15 protein-coding genes are annotated in these 18,127 nt (G+C 69.1%); 11 read left to right on the forward strand and 4 right to left on the reverse strand.

Annotated elements, in window-relative coordinates; all coding sequences use genetic code 11:
- The first annotated feature begins 25 nt into the window (after nucleotides 1-25).
- The 9 genes from WJM95_RS11795 to WJM95_RS11835 all read left to right on the forward strand — a co-directional run bounded on the left by WJM95_RS11795 (nucleotide 26) and on the right by WJM95_RS11835 (nucleotide 11,927).
- Nucleotides 26-1,036 (forward strand): SEC-C domain-containing protein, encoded by a 1,011-nt coding sequence (locus tag WJM95_RS11795; protein ID WP_339129546.1) that lies wholly within the window; start codon nucleotides 26-28, stop codon nucleotides 1,034-1,036.
- Nucleotides 1,037-1,193: 157 nt separating this feature from the next.
- Nucleotides 1,194-1,586, forward strand: a complete 393-nt coding sequence (locus tag WJM95_RS11800; RefSeq protein ID WP_339129547.1) for a very short patch repair endonuclease — start codon at nucleotides 1,194-1,196, stop codon at nucleotides 1,584-1,586.
- 261 nt (nucleotides 1,587-1,847) lie between these two features.
- A complete protein-coding gene (locus WJM95_RS11805; protein ID WP_339129548.1) occupies nucleotides 1,848-4,400 on the forward strand; it encodes a Z1 domain-containing protein in 2,553 nt (850 codons plus the stop codon).
- Nucleotides 4,397-5,422, forward strand: coding sequence for a PD-(D/E)XK motif protein (locus WJM95_RS11810; RefSeq protein ID WP_339129549.1), 1,026 nt, complete (start codon nucleotides 4,397-4,399; stop codon nucleotides 5,420-5,422). The genes WJM95_RS11805 and WJM95_RS11810 overlap by 4 nt, the downstream gene beginning before the upstream one ends.
- Entirely contained in the window at nucleotides 5,419-7,404 is a 1,986-nt protein-coding gene (locus tag WJM95_RS11815; protein WP_339129550.1) for a hypothetical protein, read from the forward strand. The genes WJM95_RS11810 and WJM95_RS11815 overlap by 4 nt, the downstream gene beginning before the upstream one ends.
- Nucleotides 7,401-8,297 (forward strand): hypothetical protein, encoded by an 897-nt coding sequence (locus tag WJM95_RS11820; protein WP_339129551.1) that lies wholly within the window; start codon nucleotides 7,401-7,403, stop codon nucleotides 8,295-8,297. Before WJM95_RS11815 ends, WJM95_RS11820 begins: the two co-directional genes overlap by 4 nt.
- On the forward strand, nucleotides 8,297-10,138 hold the full coding sequence (locus tag WJM95_RS11825; RefSeq protein WP_339129552.1) for a DUF6339 family protein: 1,842 nt from the start codon (nucleotides 8,297-8,299) through the stop codon (nucleotides 10,136-10,138). Before WJM95_RS11820 ends, WJM95_RS11825 begins: the two co-directional genes overlap by 1 nt.
- 9 nt (nucleotides 10,139-10,147) lie before the next feature.
- On the forward strand, nucleotides 10,148-11,500 hold the full coding sequence (locus WJM95_RS11830) for a DNA cytosine methyltransferase (protein WP_339129553.1): 1,353 nt from the start codon (nucleotides 10,148-10,150) through the stop codon (nucleotides 11,498-11,500).
- 124 nt (nucleotides 11,501-11,624) lie between these two features.
- A complete protein-coding gene (locus WJM95_RS11835; RefSeq protein WP_339129554.1) occupies nucleotides 11,625-11,927 on the forward strand; it encodes a hypothetical protein in 303 nt (100 codons plus the stop codon).
- A 65-nt stretch (nucleotides 11,928-11,992) separates the two neighbouring features.
- On the opposite strand, the gene WJM95_RS11840 is transcribed toward WJM95_RS11835, so the two are convergent.
- The gene (locus WJM95_RS11840) at nucleotides 11,993-12,958 is read right to left on the reverse strand and encodes a helix-turn-helix domain-containing protein (protein WP_339129555.1); all 966 of its coding nucleotides are present in this window, start codon (nucleotides 12,956-12,958) and stop codon (nucleotides 11,993-11,995) included.
- A 162-nt stretch (nucleotides 12,959-13,120) separates the two neighbouring features.
- On the opposite strand from WJM95_RS11840, the gene WJM95_RS11845 reads away from it, so the two are divergent.
- The gene (locus WJM95_RS11845) at nucleotides 13,121-13,585 is read left to right on the forward strand and encodes a DUF2269 family protein (RefSeq protein ID WP_339129556.1); all 465 of its coding nucleotides are present in this window, start codon (nucleotides 13,121-13,123) and stop codon (nucleotides 13,583-13,585) included.
- A gap of 53 nt (nucleotides 13,586-13,638) precedes the next feature.
- On the forward strand, nucleotides 13,639-14,154 hold the full coding sequence (locus WJM95_RS11850) for a levansucrase (RefSeq protein ID WP_339129557.1): 516 nt from the start codon (nucleotides 13,639-13,641) through the stop codon (nucleotides 14,152-14,154).
- Between the two features lie 27 nt (nucleotides 14,155-14,181).
- Here WJM95_RS11850 and WJM95_RS11855 read toward each other — a convergent pair whose 3' ends face one another.
- The 3 genes from WJM95_RS11855 to WJM95_RS11865 all read right to left on the reverse strand — a co-directional run bounded on the left by WJM95_RS11855 (nucleotide 14,182) and on the right by WJM95_RS11865 (nucleotide 17,996).
- Nucleotides 14,182-14,655, reverse strand: coding sequence for a hypothetical protein (locus WJM95_RS11855; RefSeq protein WP_339129558.1), 474 nt, complete (start codon nucleotides 14,653-14,655; stop codon nucleotides 14,182-14,184).
- Between the two features lie 239 nt (nucleotides 14,656-14,894).
- Nucleotides 14,895-16,409 carry an MFS transporter gene (locus WJM95_RS11860; protein WP_339129559.1) on the reverse strand — a complete coding sequence of 505 codons (1,515 nt, stop codon included), beginning with the start codon at nucleotides 16,407-16,409 and terminating at the stop codon, nucleotides 14,895-14,897.
- Between the two features lie 117 nt (nucleotides 16,410-16,526).
- Complete coding sequence (locus WJM95_RS11865; protein WP_339129560.1) at nucleotides 16,527-17,996, reverse strand: DUF445 domain-containing protein; 1,470 nt, start codon at nucleotides 17,994-17,996, stop codon at nucleotides 16,527-16,529.
- Between the last annotated feature and the right edge of the window lie 131 nt (nucleotides 17,997-18,127).

An 18,127-nucleotide genomic window follows, 5' to 3' on the forward strand; every position in this document is an offset into this window, starting at 1 on the left:
GCCCGACGGCAGTACGGTGTCCCCCATGCGCCCCGACACGCCTGCCGAGAACGTCGACCACACCGCCGAAGCGGCTCGCCTGGAGCGGACCGCCGGCCTGTACCCGGAGGACGCCGAGCACCTGCTCCTACAGGCAGCGGCCCACCTCGAACTGGCCGGCGACCGCCCCGGCGCCACCACCCTCTACGACCGCCTCCTCGCCTCGGACGCTCCCCTGGACAAGCCGTATCTGGTACGCGCCCTCAAGGCGTCGAACCTGTGGGAGTACGACCACGAGGCCGAGGCCCGCGCGATCATCGACGGAGTAAGGGCCGCGGCCCCGCGCGACCCGGCCCCATGGGTCATCGTGGCGGAGGCCCTGGAGTCGCACGACGAGCTGGAGGCTGCCCAGGACACCTTCACCGAGGGAACCACCCTGCTCCTGACGGACGTCGCGGAACCCCCGTACTCCACGCTCCCGCTCCTCTTCGGCCGCCACCGGGTGCGCCGCATGCTGGGCGCGGCGCACGACGAGTGGGACGCGCTGGCCGACACCCTGCACTCGTCCCCGATCTCCCTGGACGAGCTCCACGACCCGAAGCGGGTCTGGTCGCTCGGCTCGGACAACCCGGCGGAACTCCAGGCCGAGATCACCCGGCTCCAGGCCGAACTGGGCGCCTACCGCGAGGCGCTGTCCCGCCCGTTCCCGGTGGCGGTCCTGCACTGGTCGGCCCCCGAACTCACCGAACTGACCACGGCGTACCCGGACCTCACCACCGAGTACCCGTCCCACGACGAGCACCTCGCGACGATAGAGGCGTCCCTGCGCGAACTGGCCGGCTCGGGCACCCCGAACCTCGGCATCGTCACCGCCACGGTCCCCTCCTACGAAGCCTTCGCCGCCTCGGAAGCGTCGTCCCCCGCGGACACGACCCTGCTCCCCCAGTACGCGACGACCCTCGCAGCCCGAGGCCTGGCCGTGGCTTGGCCACCGCAGCGGGGCTCCGGCTGCTGGTGCGGGTCGGGGGCTGCGTATGAGGAGTGTCACGGGGGCTGAGTTCGGCCGCCCACTCCCCCGGGCGTCGGACACAGGCCCACTCGGCGCCCGGGGTGCCTCTCGTCTCGTGGACGTGCGTCGGACATGATGGTGACGACGCCGGCAGAATACCCCCGTGGCCGATGCTGTCCCCTCCTCTCCCGCGGTGTCCGCTCGCATGAGCCGTCAAGGCTCCCGCGACACCGCGCCGGAACTCGCGGTTCGCCGCCTCCTGCACTCCTCCGGACTGCGCTACCGCGTGAACGTCCCGGTGCCCGGCCTCCCCCGTCGCACGATCGACATCGTGTTCGGCAAGGCCAAGGTCGCCATCTTCATGGACGGCTGCTTCTGGCACGGCTGCCCGGTGCACGCGACCCAGCCCAAGGCCAATGCCGAGTGGTGGCGCGCCAAGCTCAGCAAGAACATGACACGGGATCGTGAGACGACCGATCACCTGCTCGCCGCGGGGTGGACCGTCCTCAGGTTCTGGGAGCACGAGTCGAGCAGCGAGGTCGCACGCACGATCCAGGCCACTCTCGCCGCTCAGCAGTCGCCTCCGCGCGAACCCTGACACAGGGCCCGGGCGACCTCGAGCATCATGATCAAAAGGGTACCAACCGTCACGAGATCACCAACAGGGGTCCGACGGAACGGCGAGATCGGCAAGATGGGGCCTTCGTTGCACTTATCAGTGCCCACCACACCCAATATTGTGGAGAAGTTGTGTGAGACGCACCTGCTCGCCATCGGGGTCACACCCTCTTGAGTGGCAGCAGGGGGCGGCCACGGCACGGCGGCTCAAGGGAACGAAAGCGGGGGAACGGTCGAGCTCATGACCGACGAATTCGATGGCATGTACGGGACGTTCAAGGCGCTCCTGGACGCGTTCCCCCCAGCAGAAGCGATCAAGCGGCTCGAACAGTTCGGCATCAGTCCCGAGGTGGTCGAGCAGATCCGGGAACGCCACGAGCAACAGACGATACGCATCAAGGAACTCGAAGAGCCGCACGCGGTGATTCTGGGCAACCGCGACACCTGGTACACGGGACCGCAGCCGAGGGACAAGTGCTGGCCCGCGATCGTGGACCTGCTCCGCAAGGACGGCTGGCCCGAGGACCCGTCGATCAGGAGCCTCGATGAAGCCTCCACTCGCGTCGTCTCGCTCCTGAACCACCCGAAGGAGAAGGCCTTCTCCACTCGCGGCCTGGTCGTGGGCTACGTGCAGTCCGGCAAGACGACCAATTTCACCTCGGTCGTGGCCAAGGCGGCCGACCGCGGCTACAAGTTGTTCATCGTCCTGGCCGGCATCCACAACGGCCTGCGGCGCCAGACGCAAGCCCGACTGGTGCAGCAGTTGGTGGAGCCGAACCCCTCCATGTGGTCTCAGCTGACCGGTCTCGGCAAGGACTTCACGCCGCAGGAGAACCCCGCTTCGTACTTCGGCAAGAGCAACAAGACCCGCGTACTGTGCGTCGTGAAGAAGAACGCCACGGTTCTGCGCAAGCTCGCACGGTGGCTCGAGGAGGCGTCCGACTACCTCGAGGACTGCCCCGCTCTGATCATCGACGACGAAGCGGACCAGGCCACGGTGGCCACCAAGTCGATCAACCCGCTGATCCTCGACATCATGCGTTCGCTGCCGAGGAGCGCCTACGTCGGGTGCACGGCATCCCCCTTCGCGAACCTGCTCATCGACCCGAGTGCCGAGGATCTGTATCCCAAGGACTTCATCGTCAACCTCCCGAAGCCCGACGGGCATTTCGGCACCGAGGTGCTCTTCGGCCGCTACGCGCTCGACGGAGAGGATCCCGAGCAGGTCGACGACGGATACGACATGATCCGATCGATCCCCGAGGACGACGTTCCCTGCGTACGCCCCGAGACCAGGGCCGACGTCGAAGGCTTCGAGCCGGTCGTCACCGAGACCCTCCGTACGGCCGTCGAGTACTTCTGGCTCGTCACGGCGGCCCGTCGCGTACGGCGAACCGGAAATCCGCACAGCACGATGCTGATCCACACCAGCGTCAACACGTCCGTGCACAACAGCTTCGAGCGCCCGCTGAGGCATCTGCGCGACCGGTCCGCCCGATCCTTGACCGACCCGGCCTTCCTCGCCCGGCTGCGTGACCTTTGGGAGCGGGAGACGGAGCGTGTACCGGCCGGGGAGTTCGGTGAGTCGAGGATGGCGTTCGAGGAGTTGGTGCAGGAGCTGCCACAGGTCCTGGACAACTGTCGCGTCATCATGGACAACTCCAGCAGCGAGGACCGACTCGACTACGAGAACGGTCCCGTCGTGGCCATCGCGGTGGGCGGCAACACCCTCTCCCGAGGACTGACGCTGGAAGGCCTGTCGGTCAGCTACTTCGTCCGCTCCGTGTCCGCGTACGACACGCTGCTGCAAATGGGGCGCTGGTTCGGCTTCCGGAACGGGTATGCCGATCTGCCTCGCATCTGGATGACCGACGAACTGGCCGAGTGGTTCCGTCACCTGGCCACGGTGGAAACCGAGATGCGGCGCGACATCGACATCTACATGACCGAGGACGAGACTCCTCTGACATTCGCCGTGCGCCTGCGCACCCACCCCAATCTACGAGTGACTGCCGCGGCCAAGATGCGTGACGCCGTCACGGCGGCTTCGTCGTACGGCGGCAAGCGGATCCAGACTCACTACTTCCACACCAACGGCGACTGGTTGAGGACGAACATCGACGCTGCGCGCACCCTGGTCGCCGCCTCGGTCGCGAACGCGGTCAAGGTGGAGGATCGCTCGGCCCAGGGGCGATGGGTCTTCCGTGACGTGGCCCATGACGTCGTCATCGACTTCCTGTCGACCTACCAGTTCCATGAGAAGTCCCCCGAGAACGACGCGGGCCTGATCATCGACTACATCAGGAAACGAGTGGCGACGGCCAACTCGCTTCGTCGGTGGAACGTCGCGATCGTCGGCAACCCGCAAGGCGAGGACTTCGACTTCGCCGAGAACGTGACCGTGGGACGCAACGTCCGCGCGCGCCTCGAACTCCTCAATGCCACGACCGACTTCGCGGACATCAAGACCCTGATGAGCCGCCGCGACGCCGCGGTGGACCTGGTGGGTGACACCGCGACGCTGGCCGAGGCGGCCATCATGGGCGAGCGTCGCATACAGCTCCCGGACACCGGTCTGCTGGTTCTGTACCCGATCGACAAGGTCTCCGAGCCGAGCCCGTCGAAGAATCGCCGTGTTCCGTTGAACGCCGATGAACACGTCATCGGCGTCGGCCTGGTCTTCCCCAAGCCCTGGGACGAGGACAGCACGGTCAAGAAGTACATCTCGGCCGACCTGTCCAACGTGAGGATCGAGGACGAGGACTACAGCCTGGTCGACGGCGAGGACGCGTGAACGACGACACCCTCCGCACGCTCGTCGAGGAGCGCTGGACCGCTCTCGAAGCCGAGCAGACAACAGGGGAACGACGCCTGCGCGTCGCCCAACTGCCTTTCACCACGAAGGGCGAACCCCTGACCGTGGCCGTCGACCACGACGGGCACCGCCACCTTCTGGTGCCCATCCACTCGCACCGCAAGGTCCGTCCCGGCCTGGACGGTCCAGTACTGAGGCTGCGCAGACGAATACTCGAGGACGAGCAGACCTACCAGGCCTATGCCGACCTCGCCTGCCTCCGCGACGACCTCAGCGATCTGTTCACCGAGCTGTGCGTGGACGTCCTCGGCGCGACCGATGAGCTGCCCGACAACCAGATCAAGGCGCTGTATCGCGTTCTCGACCGATGGAAGGCCCTCTTCAAGACGCAGGGAACACCACTGGGGCCGGACCAACTCGCGGGGCTCTTCGGCGAGCTGGTTGTCCTCAACCGCCTCCTCGCCGAGGACCCGAGCGCGCATCGACTGTGGCGCGGTCCCGACGGACACCGTCACGACTTCTCGGCCGGGGCCCAAGCCGTCGAAGTCAAATCGACCACGTCCGGCGAGGGGCGAAGGCCCCGGATTCACGGGCTCGATCAACTCGATGCGCCCGAGGGCGGGACGCTCTGTCTGGCGTGGCTCCGCCTTCAGCCCGCGACCGCGAACCATCAGGGAACCGCGTTCGTGCACATGGTCGATCGGGCCCTTCACCTGTGCGACGACGAAGGAGCGCTCCTGGAGCTGCTCGCCGACGCCGGGTACCACGTCGTCGACTCCGAGCGATACCAGGATGTGCGCTTCGCGGTCCGCGAGGAACGGTGGTACCGCGTGGGTGCCGATTTTCCCGGACTCACACGCGCGACCCTCGAGTCGGCAAACCTGTCCGTGTCGGCTCTGGACGTCGAGTACACCATCGACCTGTCCGGCGAGACGCCCGCTCCGCTGTCCTCCGACGAGGTGTCCCAGGTGATCGAAAATCTGATTCAGGAGTCCGTGTGAGCGGGCCTCGCTGGTTTTCCCAGCCCTATCCGCCGGAAGGCGCGAGCGCCGCCGAGGGCATCCGCAACCAGCTCGGTCGACCGGAACTCGATCTGCTCACCATTCTCGTGCGCGAATCCGCACAGAACAGCTGGGACGCGCGCGTCGGGCAATCGGCCCCCACCGTCGACTACCGCATCGACATGTGGGCAGTCGGTCCGGCCCACACGGGCGCATGGCGCGAGCTACTGATGGACGGCGCGCCCACCGACGCCGAGACATTCCCCTTGCGGGACACCGTGAGGCGCGGCCCGATACGCGTCCTGGCCGTCTCGGACCGCGGCACACGAGGGCTGGGAGGGCCCACCCGCGCCGACGACGCCGTTGGTTCCGAACGGGACTTCGTCTCCTTCATCCGCAACATCGGCGAGCCGCGCGACACCGCGCTGGGCGGCGGCACCTACGGCTTCGGCAAGGGCATCTTCTACCTGCTGTCCAGGTCCGGCACCGTCCTGGTCCACTCCCGTTGCCGCACAGCCCGGGGAGGTTACGAGACCCGTCTCATCGGCTGTGCGCTCTGGAAGAGCTACACGGCCGCCGAGTCGTCCGGGAAGCGGCGCTACACCGGCCGGCACTGGTGGGGCGACACGTCGGGAGACGTCATCGAGCCCCTCGTGGGCCACGAGGCGGACGCGACCGCTCAACGCCTCGGCCTCAGGCCCTTCGGTCCCGAGGAGACAGGGACGACGGTCGTCGTCATCGATCCGAACCTGGACGACCTCGAACCCACCCAGGCGGCCGACTACCTGGCAGAGACCATCACCTGGCACCTCTGGCCGAAGATGATCTCGACCGACTCCAGGCCACCCGCAATGAGCTTCTCCGTCACCTGTGACGGCGTTCCCCATCCCGTACCGGATCCACGCGAAACCCGCCCGCTCAACATGTTCGTCGCCGCCTACGAGACGATGGCCGGCCCGGACGGCAGTGATCTTCATTGTCTGAGGCCGAAGAGGCACCTGGGACGCCTCGGGCTGGTGAAAAGGATCATGCCTCCGCTGGAACCGACGCGGGCTTCCCGCATGCTCGACATCGAGGACCTCGTCCATCACGTCTGCCTGATGCGCCCCGCGGAGCTCGTCGTCACGTACCACCCCGGACCCAAGCCTCCCAGCGTGAACCAGGGCTACGCGGGCGTCTTCCGCGCGACCGAGGACATGGACGACATCTACGCGATGGCCGAACCACCCACCCACGACGCCTGGAATCCGCAGTCGCTCGACCGACCCGAGAGCACCTTCGTCCACACCACGTTCACGCGCATCGCGGAGGCTCAGGCGCGGCTGCTCTCCCTCGGCGGTGTCACACGTTCGGGTTCCGCCAACGTCGCTCTCGGCGCGGCCAGTTCACTCTTCTCCGGCCTGGTGGGGGGAGCCTGGGGAATCGGTGGAGCCACGGCGTACGCCAAGCCGGGGAGCACCACTTCGCGCACGTCCCGGCGGGAGGAGGTCGAGGAGGGCTCTTCGGCATCGGGCCGACACGCCGCGACCTCGTCCCGTACGAAGTCGCTCCCGCACGTCGGAACAGCAGGCCCGACCGACATCGACGTCAATGGTCATTCGTTCGCGGATTCACCGGAGAGCGGTGGGGTCGGCACGCCCCGTCGGCGCCCCAGGGTGCAGTACGTCGGCGATCCCTACTACGACGAACGGGGCGACTCATCCGTACTCGTCCAGGACTTCCGACTGCCCGCGCCCGGACCGCAACGGGTTCACATCGACCTCGCCATCACGCTCCCCGGAACCGGCGGCCGGGAGACGGATCCGCCCCTGGGTGCCGGCATGCCCCTGCTCCTCGGGTGGGAGGACGAGGACGGGCGCCTGCACGCCGAGGAGGCCTTCGTGATCGACGGCGGTGATTCCGTCTGGCGCGCTCTCGTGCGCCCGGCCCCGGACACCATGACCGAGATCGGCATCAGGGTCGAGGCGGTGAAGACCACGTGACACGCCGCGTACTGCCGTACCGCGTCCCGGCCGAGGACGTCATCGAGGCCGAACAATGGTCGTTGGTGACGGAGGACGGTGAAATCGGCCTGCCCGAGGCGCTGCCGGACTGGGACTACCAGATGGACCTGCACCTGCGCCGGACCCTTCGTGTCGACCTCGACCGGGTCCGCTCCCAGTCGGGCCTCTCGAGCGACACGGCGCTCGTACTCGCGGTCGTCTGGACGGCCACCGGGTCCAACCTGAGCGGACCGGCGCGGCACGTGCGCCTGACCGCCGCCGGGACGGAGAAGGTGGAGTTGGATGTCCGGCTGCGAGGCAGCGATCTCGGCGGCCTTCTCCTTCTGGACACCGCTCTGGTCCTGGCCGAACGTCGGATGGACGCCCGCCCCTCCTCACCCCGACGAGCCGGCTCCGTGCTGTGGAGCGATCGGGAGTCGCTGCGTCTCCAAGGAGACGCTCCACAGTTCCCTATGGCAGTGATCGACTTCGCCAGGACCTCCTTTCCCGACACGGCGGCTTGGCTTCTACAGATCGACGGAGGGCTGGACAGCGCCACGATGGGCTCGCTGCTCCTGCTGGTCAACGAGCGGAACACCGTCACCGCCACAGCGTTCGAGAACGCCGGCAAGCCTCGCCCGGTGGATCGGATCGTGCTCTCCGCGGTGTACGCGGACGCCGCTCGCACGATGGTCGAGCACGCCCTCGGCCACGACGACTTCGCCGAGGACGCAGACTTCGCCGACGGCTCGCTGGGCGCCACGCTGTTGAGCCTGTTCGACCAACTCTTCCCCGGACAGTCGATCAATGACATCCGGTTGCGTCGACGTCAGTCGCCCGCTCTGTTCGCGTCGGACATGCAAGCGGCGGTCAAGATCTTCGAGGTGTCGTGATGAGCTTCCTGTACCCCCGCCTGCTCGCCGAACAGGCCAGACCCCTCTTCGAGGAGTACCGGCAACTGACGACCCTCGAATTGGCAGGTCGGGTGTCGGAGACTCACGAGTCGGCCGTGTACGTGGCCACCGGCGGCGACCGGGTCTCCGCGCACCGCCTTCGGGAACTGCGCGCCGGCGTCGTCGACCTTGCCAAGTCCGCCGGCTTCCCCGACGAGTCCGACCGTTCCCGCAACGCGGAGTTCGATCTCCGATTGGCTGCCCTTCTGCATGCCGAGATGGGCATGGTGCCCGCCGAAGCCGCCTCGAGGGATGTCTGGGCCTTCCTCGCGCTGGTCCTGCTCCCGGATGTCGCCTTCTGGCGCTATCCGCTGCCCCCCAGGGATCGGGTCCTGGGCACGGACCTCACTCGTCACGTCTTCGGCCGGCTGTGGTGGCGGGCTCAGCTCGTGCGCTCCTCCGACGCGCCCGAGCCCTACGGCGCGCTCGAGATCCTCGGCGAGGCCGCCTTCGACCAGATCTACGCCCGTCGTGCCGCACTCGGTGGCAGCCCGCACATGGTTCGAGCCATCCTCCGTGTCTGGAAGGATCTCGATCTCACCGGCCTGAACGAACGCGAGACCCTGCGCGACTTCCTCAAGAGGCTGCTGCGGCTCGCCCCGTTCGTGCTCTTCGACGGCATCGAGGAACGGGCTCTGGACGACGAGTTGCGGGCGGTCGCCGAGGAGTCGGTCGACGCTCAACGCGCGCTTGCCCCGCGCACCCACGACCACTCCACGGAGACAGGAGGCGACCCCGATCGAAGCGGCATCGCGGCCGTACCGTCACCCATGACGGCGTCCACCGAGAGACAGCCCGATCCGTCCGACGCGGTGGCCCCCGTCGAACCCCGACGCTTCAGCTCGGTGGAGGTCTGCGCCGGATCCGGAGCCCAGGCACTCGGACTCGAACGTGCCGGATTCGACCCCGTGCTGCTCATCGACAGCAAGGCCGACGCCTGTTTCACAATCGATCTCAACCGACCCGCGTGGGACGTGGTCTGCATGGACGTGACCGACTTCCACCCGAGCATGCGCCCCGAGGCCCGCGGCGTCGATCTCGTCAGCGGTGGACTGCCCCGGGTGAAGTCCTCCGCCACCGCAGGTCGCTCCGAGGACGGGGAGGAGCGCCGCGTGCTCAAGGCTGTGATCGGGCTCATACGTGAGATCGACCCGAAGGCCGTGCTCCTCGAGAACGTCCCGGACCTCGTCGAGAGCGCCGACTTCGCCGTGGACCGCTCGTGGATCGAGGCGGAACTCGGCAACGCGGGCTACCGCTGGAGCTGGCGGGTTCTCAATGCCTCGGACTTCGGTGTGCCGCAGAACCGCAGCAGCGGCTTCCTCGTCGCTCTGAAGGCCCCCTATTTCTCTCGGTTCGCCTGGCCCGAACGGGACGCGCCGCCTCCCCCGACCGTCGGCCAGGCGCTGGGCCCCTCCATGTCCGTCGACGGGTGGCCCGGAGCGGAACGCTGGATCAAGGGCGCGGATCGCATCGCACCCGCGCTGGTCGGAGGCTCGGACCGGCGTGGCGGTGCCGACCTCGGCCCCACCGGCAGCAAGAAGGCATGGGCCTCGCTCGGGGTGAACGGCAACAGCCTCGGCGACGCACCCCCCGACCCGAGTTTTCCCGCCGACGGCCAACCCAGGCTGACCGTCGACCAGGCCGCGACGATCCAGGCCATCCCTGCGGAATGGCGCTTCTTCGGGGGCAAGACGTCCAGGTACCGACAGGTCGGCCACGCCATGCCACCGCCGCTGGCGACCGCCGTCGGACGGGCCGTCGCGACCGCGCTCCGAAGCTAGGATCGGCCCATGCACACGCCCCACCCCCTCGACCCCCGGCCCATCACCGTCCTCGACCTGTTCAGCGGGTGTGGCGGCTTCACCCAGGGGTTCCACGAGTTCCGCCCTGAGGGGGCGAAGGACGGCGGGCCCGTGTTCCACAGTGTCGCGGCGGTCGAACACGACCTCGCCGCGGCTGCCACATACGCGGTGAACTTCGGACGTCATCGTCCGGACGAGAGCCTTCCTGAAGCCCTCGTGCATCTCGAAGACATCGAGGAGTGGGAGCCGCCGGAGGGCGCCCTGCATGCGGACGTGGTGGTCGGAGGTCCTCCGTGTCAGGGCTTTTCGGCCTTGAACCGGAACAAGAAGGGACCGGAACGCAACCGCCTGTGGGAAGAATACGTTCGCATCGTGGCGCGAATCCGCCCGAAGGTATTCGTGATCGAGAATGTCGATCGCTTTCTCAGGTCGGACGAATTCCAGAACCTGCTCAGCGAGGTACAACAGGGCGGCCTGTTGAGCGAGTACAAACTGATCGATCCCCCGGGTCACGTACCGACCGACACCGAGGAACGCAAGCACAAGCGGTACCTCCTCAACGCCGCCGACTACGGAGCGCCCCAGGCCCGGCGGCGCGCCATCGTCATCGGTGTCCGTCGGGACATCGACGAAGAGCGCGCCATGGCCTATCCCGCAGCGACTCACCAACGACGCCCGAAAAGCACCTCCGGCACCTCGGCTCAGGCGCTCGACGGCTTCGAGGCGGGCGACTCCTACTGGCGCCCGGTCGACAGCGTGTTCGACGAGTCCGGGCGACTCACCCTGCAAGGGACCGAGCTCCCCGACGGCAAGGAACACATCGACGATGTGGCCGCGGTGGTCTCCGGAATCTTCACGACACACGATCTCCACTTCGGCAGAAACCCCGAACCGCTTTCGCGAGCCCGCTACCGAGCGATCCCCCGAGGCGGAAACCGCAAGGATCTTCGCGGAAAATGGTTCACCGTCGACGCGGACGGCGACATTCAGATCTTCGAAACCCGGAATCCCCCGGGCGTGAAGACACCTGTCGAACCTCTCTCCACCGACAGCTGGGACAAGCACAACACCGGCACAGGAGACGTCATGGGTCGAATGCGTGTGGGTGAGCCGTCGGTGACCATCCGAACCGAGTTCTTCAAGCCCGAGAAGGGTCGCTACCTGCACCCGACCGAGGATCGACCGATCACCCACTACGAGGCCGCCCGGATACAGGGCTTTCCCCTCGACTTCCGCTGGTGCGGCTCGAAGATCGACATCGCCCGTCAGATCGGCAATGCCGTCCCCATTCCACTCGGTACGGCCATCGCTTCGGCCATCCACGCCTATCTGCGCGGCTGACGAATCCGGCTGTCGTCCGGCGCGTCCGACCGGGTGCCGCCGGCGGTCGGCCCCCGGTGCCGGGGCCAGGGGACGCCCCGCTGCGGCAGGGCGCTAGCCTCGGGGGACGAACTAGGAGGCAGTAATGGCGAAGGTACCGGCCGCGGTGGTGGCCGCCGGGGGGCTTGTCGGTGGGTACGGTGTCGCCCGGTGGACGCGGAAGCGGCAGCTCGGCGGGGTCGTCCTCGCCGTCGCCGGCGTCGCCGCCGCCCGGCAGTGGAAGCAGGAGGCCGGCGGGACCGCCGCCGGAGTGCTGACCGCCGGGTACGTCGCCGCGTTCGCCGGGTCGCATCCCCTCGCCAAGAAGGTCGGCGCCTGGCCCGCCGTCTTCGGTGTCGCCGGCGCCATGGCCCTCGCCTCCTGGGCCGTCTCAGACCGTCGCGGCTGAGGCCCGGTACGGGGATCGCATCGGATCGGATGCGTCGGCGCCGCTGAGCCTCAAGAGGCCAACCCTCAGGAAGCCGGGTCCTCCGCCCCCCGGAACGCTCGCCTGTACGCGTACGGGCTCGTCCCCACCACCCGTTTGAAGCGGTCCCGGAATGCCGTCGGGGAGCCGAAGCCCGCCTGGGTGGCGATGCGTTCGACCGGGTACGTGGTCGTCTCCAGGAGGTACTGGGCGCGGCGCACGCGGGCCCGGTGCAGCCACTGGAGCGGGGTCGTGCCGGTCTGTTCGCGGAAGCGGCGGTTGAGGGTACGGATGCTCGTGCCCGCGCGGACCGCGATGTCCTCCAGCGTCAGCTCGCGCTCCGCGTTCTCCTCCAGCCACGCCAGCAGCGGCTCCATGGTCGTGCCCGCCGGGGCCGGAGGCTGGGTGTGGACGATGAACTGGGCCTGGCCTCCCTCCCGTTCGAGAGGCATCACCGACAGCCGGGCGGCATGCGCGGCGACCGCCGAGCCGTGGTCCTTGCGGATCATGTGCAGGCACATGTCCAGCGCCGCCGACGCCCCCGCCGAGGTCAGGAACTGGCCGTTGTCGACGTAGAGCACGTTCGGGTCGACCGTCACCGCCGGGTGCCTGGCCGCCAGTTCCCCGGCCGCGACCCAGTGCGTCGTCGCGCGCAGGCCGTCCAGCAGGCCCGTGGCGGCGAACACGAACGCTCCGACGCAGATCGAGGCGATCCGGGTGCCGTTCGCCGCCGCCGCGCGCAGCGCCTCCGCGACGCCCGGCGGGAGCGGCGCGGACGGGTCGGCCACGCCGGGCAGGATGATCGTGTCCGAGTCGGCCAGCGCCTCCAGGCCGTACGGGGCGCGCAGTGTGAACGCGCCCGCGCTGACCTCCGCGTCCGCCGTCACCGAGCACACCCGGGTCCGGTACGCCGGGCGGCCGTCCGGCAGCCGCGCCCAGTCGAAGGTGTCGATCGGGGCGGCGAGATCGAACGGGATGACCTGGTCGAGGGCCAGTACGGCCACGGTGTGCATGACCGGAGTCTAGGTGTACGACGGGATCTCGCCATGCGGGTGCACCTGCTGGGTTCCTCTTCTGTCCGCGTTGAGCAGATCTCCAGAGCCTGGCCAGAATCCGTTGGGTCCTGGCAGAAGTGCCACTTCTCCATGATCCGCCCGACCCCCTACCGTCACTCCGTGACCAAGTTCCTCCTCGCCGTCCATGTCATCGCCGCGATCGTCGCCATCGGGCCCGTCACCGTCGCCGCGAGCATGTTCCCGCCCGCCGCGCGCAAGGCTCTCGAAGCGCCGGACGACCCGGGCGCCCTCGCCACCGTCCGGCTGCTGCACCGCATCTGCCAGGTGTACGCCGTGGCGGGCGTCGCCGTCCCGGTGTTCGGGTTCGCCACGGCGAGCGACATGGGCGTGCTCGGCGACACGTGGCTGATCGTCTCGATCGCGCTGACCGCGCTCGCGGCGCTCGTCCTCGCCGCGCTCGTACTGCCCCGGCAGAGCGCGGTCCTGGAGGGAACGGCGGGCGCGACGGCCGTGGACCCCGCCACCACCGTGCGGCTCGCCATGTTCACCGGGATCTTCAACCTGCTGTGGGCGATCGTCACCGTTTTGATGATCATTCGGCCGGGGTCCACGACGGGCGCCTAGCCGGTCGGACGGCACCCGTTCCGGACACGGCCACCGGGCCCTAGGATCCCGCCATGGACGCAAACCAGCAGCAATCCCCGGCGGGCACCTATCTGGCCTTCGTGGAGCGGCAGTTGACCGCCGACGGGTGTGCCACGCGATGGGAGGACTGGGCCGGGGTGCCCGTACTCGTGGGACGGCGGGGCGAGTTCCGGATGCGGTGGATGGGGACGAAGCTGCACCTGTTCACGGTGGCCGCGGCCGTCCCGGAGATAACCGTCCCGGCCATCTCCGGGTTCACCGACCAGGTGATGAAGTACGCCAAGGACACCAAGGGCGGTCTGCCCGTCGGCTTCCAGAACGGCATCGGCGCCTTCCCGTTGCTGGTCAGCGACCGCGTCGACCCGGCGGCCGTGCAGTGGGCCGAGGCTCAGCAGCGGGTCAAGTTCGCCTGTATGACACGGCCCGTCGTGGTCGACAGTTCGCGTCAGTACGTGGGGATGTACCGCGGCAAGCCGATGATCGGGCGCGTCTACGCCTCGTACTTCAACCAGAAGGGCGCGGCGTACTTCCACGGCCAGGGGCAGTGACCGTGCCGCCCGGCCGCCCGAGGTGCCTCACCAGCGGCCCGCGAGGGACGGTTCCTCTTCCCCGGCGTCCATCGGATCCGTCCTGAACTGCCGTGCCACCGCGCTCGCGACCAGCACCGCGGCGGCCCCCAGCAGCGTGACGGCCGCCCAGGTCAGCGGCCAGGCGTCGGCGAAGCCGTCCGGGGGGCCTGGATGGGTGCGCAGGGACACGTAGAGCAGGGTCGCCGGAGGTGCGGCGACCAGGAGCAGGGGCCAGGCCAGCGCGTCCCTGAGGCCGAAGTGGACGGCCAGGAGCAGCAGGACGGCGGCGAGGGCGAGGACGCCCGTGCCCGTCACCGGGGTGGTCTCCACCGCGGAGCCGGGCGACGCGGGGCGGTTGCGCAGGTCCCAGGGGAGACAGGCGAGGTACGCCGCGCAGGACAGGGCGGCGCCGAGCACACGCGTCAGCCAGCGTTCCGGCCAGGGGCGCGTTCGCAGGGGGCGGAGCAGCTTCTCGGTCATGCGTACGAGGGTTCCGCGCCCGGCGGGGCCGCGACAGAGTACGCGTACTCAGAACCGGCGCCCGCCTCTGGAACGGGATCGCTCGCGCCGCGGTCGTACAAGCCCCCCAACCGCCCGAGCCAAGCCGACTCGAGCCGAGTCGAGCCAAGCCAAGCCGAGTCGAGCCGAGCCGGGCACCCGGCCCAGGTCGCCCGGCCCAGCCCACCCGGCTCGGGTCGTCCCGACGCGGACCGCCCCGCTCAGCCCGCCCGTGCCGCGGAGGCCGACGCCGAGGTGCCGGCCGGCGCGGAGGCCGTCGACAGCGGGGCGGCGATGTCCTCCAGGGAGCGGCCCTCGGCCTTGACCGCGAGGAACACGGCGACCAGGCCCGCGGCGCACATCAGGGAGGCGCCGATCTGGAACGCGAGCACCGTGTCGGCGACGACGCCGGACTTCGTGAGGTCGGCGAAGACCAGCGGGCCGCTGATACCGCCGGCCGCGGTGCCGATGGCGTAGAAGAAGGCGATGGCCATGGCCCTGGTCTCCATGGGGAAGACCTCGGAGACGGTCAGATACGCGCTGGAGGCGCCCGCCGACGCGAAGAACAGCACCACGCACCAGCAGGCCGTCATCGTCACCGCGTTCAGGGAACCCTGGTCGAAGAGCCAGGCGGTGACGAAGAGCAGCAGACCCGAGAGCAGATAGGTCGAGGAGATCATCACGCGGCGGCCGACGGTGTCGAAGAGCTTGCCGAGCAGCAGCGGGCCGAGGAAGTTGCCGGCCGCGATCACGGCGAAGTAGTAGCCGGTGCCGCCGGTGGGCACGTCGAAGAACGTGGTCAGGATGGAGCCGAAGCCGAAGGTGATGGCGTTGTAGAGGAACGCCTGGCCGACGAAGAGGGCGAGGCCCAGCGCGGCCCGCTTCGGGTACGTGCCGAAGACCGACCTCGCGATGGCGCCGAACCCGATGCCCTTGCGCTGCTCGATGGTGATGTCGCCCTCCGCCGCCGGCAGCGGTTCGCCCCGTTCCTCCTCGATCTCCTCCTCGACGGAGGCGACCAGTTCCTCCGCCTGATCGCCGCGGCCGTGGATGAACTGCCAGCGCGGGCTCTCCGGAACGTGCCGCCTGACCAGCAGGATCACCAGGCCGAGGACCACTCCGAGGCCGAACGTCAGCCGCCAGCCGAGGTCCTTGGGGAAGATGTCCGTGTTCAGCATGACGATCGACAGCAGCGAACCGCCGATCGCGCCGAGCCAGTAGGTGCCGTTGATGATCAGGTCGACCCGGCCGCGGAACCGGGCGGGGATGAGCTCGTCGATCGCCGAGTTGATGGCCGCGTACTCGCCGCCGATGCCGAAGCCGGTGAGGAAGCGGAAGGTGAAGAACCACCAGGCGTCGAAGGACACGGCGGTCAGGGCCGTCGCCGCGAGATACACGGCGAGCGTGATCATGAAGAGTTTCTTGCGGCCGTGACGGTCGGTCAGCCACCCGAAGAACAGGGCGCCGGCGCAGGCGCCCGCCACATAGAGCGCCGCCGCGACACCGGTGACCTGCGCCGAGGAGATGGACAGACCGCTGCCCGGCTCGGAGAGGCGGCCCGCGATGTTGCCGACGGTCGTGACCTCCAGGCCGTCCAGGATCCAGACGGTTCCCAGGCCGATCACGATCATCCAGTGCCAGCGGGACCAGGGCAGGCGATCGAGCCGGGACGGCACGTCCGTGGTGACCGTGCCGGTGGCGGCGGGGCCGGGGGCCGGTGAGGCGGGGACTGGCATGAGGTTCCCTCTCCGTCGGGTGAACCCCGGCCGGGTTCCCGCCCCCCGGCCGGTTAGGCCTGGCCCGCGGAGGGGCGTGCCGAGCCCCCCGTCTCCAACAGGATCCGCCCGGCAGGCCTAAGCCCCCAACGCCCGTGACACCACGTAGATCAGCAGTCCGGCCAGGGAGCCGACCACCGTGCCGTTGATCCGGATGAACTGGAGGTCGCGGCCGATGTGCGCCTCGATCTTGCGGGTCGTGTGCTCGGCGTCCCAGCCCGCGACCGTGTCCGTGATGAGCGAGGTGATCTCCTTGCGGTACGTCGTCACCACGTACACGGCGGCGCCCTCCACCCAGCTGTCCACCTTGGCCTGGAGCCTTGGATCGGTGGCCATCCGGGCACCGAGGGACAGCAGCGAGGCCCGTACGCGCAGCCGCAGTTCACTGCGCTCGTCCTCGGCGGCGGACACGATCATCGACCGTACGGCCGTCCAGGCGGAGGCGATGAGGTCCTGGACCTCGCCGCGGCCCAGCACCTCGCCCTTGAGGCGCTCCACGCGCGCGCGGGTCTCGGTGTCGGACTGGAGGTCGGAGGCGAAGTCGGTGAGGAACCGGTCGAGGGCGCCGCGGGCCGGATGGGACGGGGAGTCGCGCATCTCGGTGACGAAGCGGAGCAGTTCCTTGTAGACCCGCTCGCCGACCTTCCTGTCGACGAAGCGCGGGGTCCAGCCGGGCGCGCCGCCCTGGACGGCGTCCATCACCTGGCCGTCGTGGAACACCAGCCAGTCGTGCGCGCGGGCGACCACCAGGTCGACGAACCGTCTGTGTCCGCCGTCCGAGACGATCTTCTCCAGCATCTTGCCCATGCCGGGCGCGATCTCCTGGGCGTCCGCGCGGCGGGTGATCGCCTCCCCCACCACGGCCTGGACGTCGGAGTCGCGCAGCACGGTCAGCGCGCCCCGCAGAGCGGCGGCCAGTTCGGCCGTGACCCGGTCCGCGTGCTCGGGGTCGGCCAGCCAGGATCCGAGTCTGCTGCCGATGCCCACCACGCGCAGCCGCTGGCGGACGACCTCCTCGGAGAGGAAGTTCTCGCCGACGAACTCGCCCAGCGAGACGCCCAGCTGGTCCTTCTTGGTGGGGATGATCGCGGTGTGCGGGATGGGCAGGCCGAGCGGGTGCCGGAAGAGGGCCGTGACCGCGAACCAGTCGGCCAGCGCGCCGACCATGCCCGCCTCCGCGGCCGCGGCGACATAGCCGGCCCAGGTGCCCGCGCCCTCGTTCGAGGCCCACTTGGCCAGGACGTACACGAGGGCGACGAAGAGCAGCAGGCCGGTGGCGGTCGCCTTCATCCGGCGCACGCCTCGGCGCTTCTCCTCGTCGGCGGGGCTGAAGGTGTTCATCGTCCGGCCCGGCGGCGCGGCGGAGGCCGCCGAGGCGCCCGCCGAAGCGCCTGCGGGACTCGCCGCGTCCGCGGTCTCCCCGGCGCTCCCCAGGGTCCGCGCGTCCGCGGTCTCCCCTGTGCTCCCCAGGGCCCCCGTGTTCGCCGGGCCGTCCGGGCGGGCATGCTGTTCGTCGCCGTCCGGTTCACCCGCATTCGTGCGTTCCATTCACTCCACCCGTTCGCCGACCACGTCACGCCCCGTGCACATTGTCCCTTTCTCCTCTCTTCCTGACCGACTCCTGGAACGGCACAGGAGTTCCCGGCGTCTGTTCGGATGAGGAATCGACCGGGGGGCCA

This window comes from Streptomyces sp. f51 (assembly GCF_037940415.1).
Classification (GTDB): Bacteria; Actinomycetota; Actinomycetes; order Streptomycetales; family Streptomycetaceae; genus Streptomyces.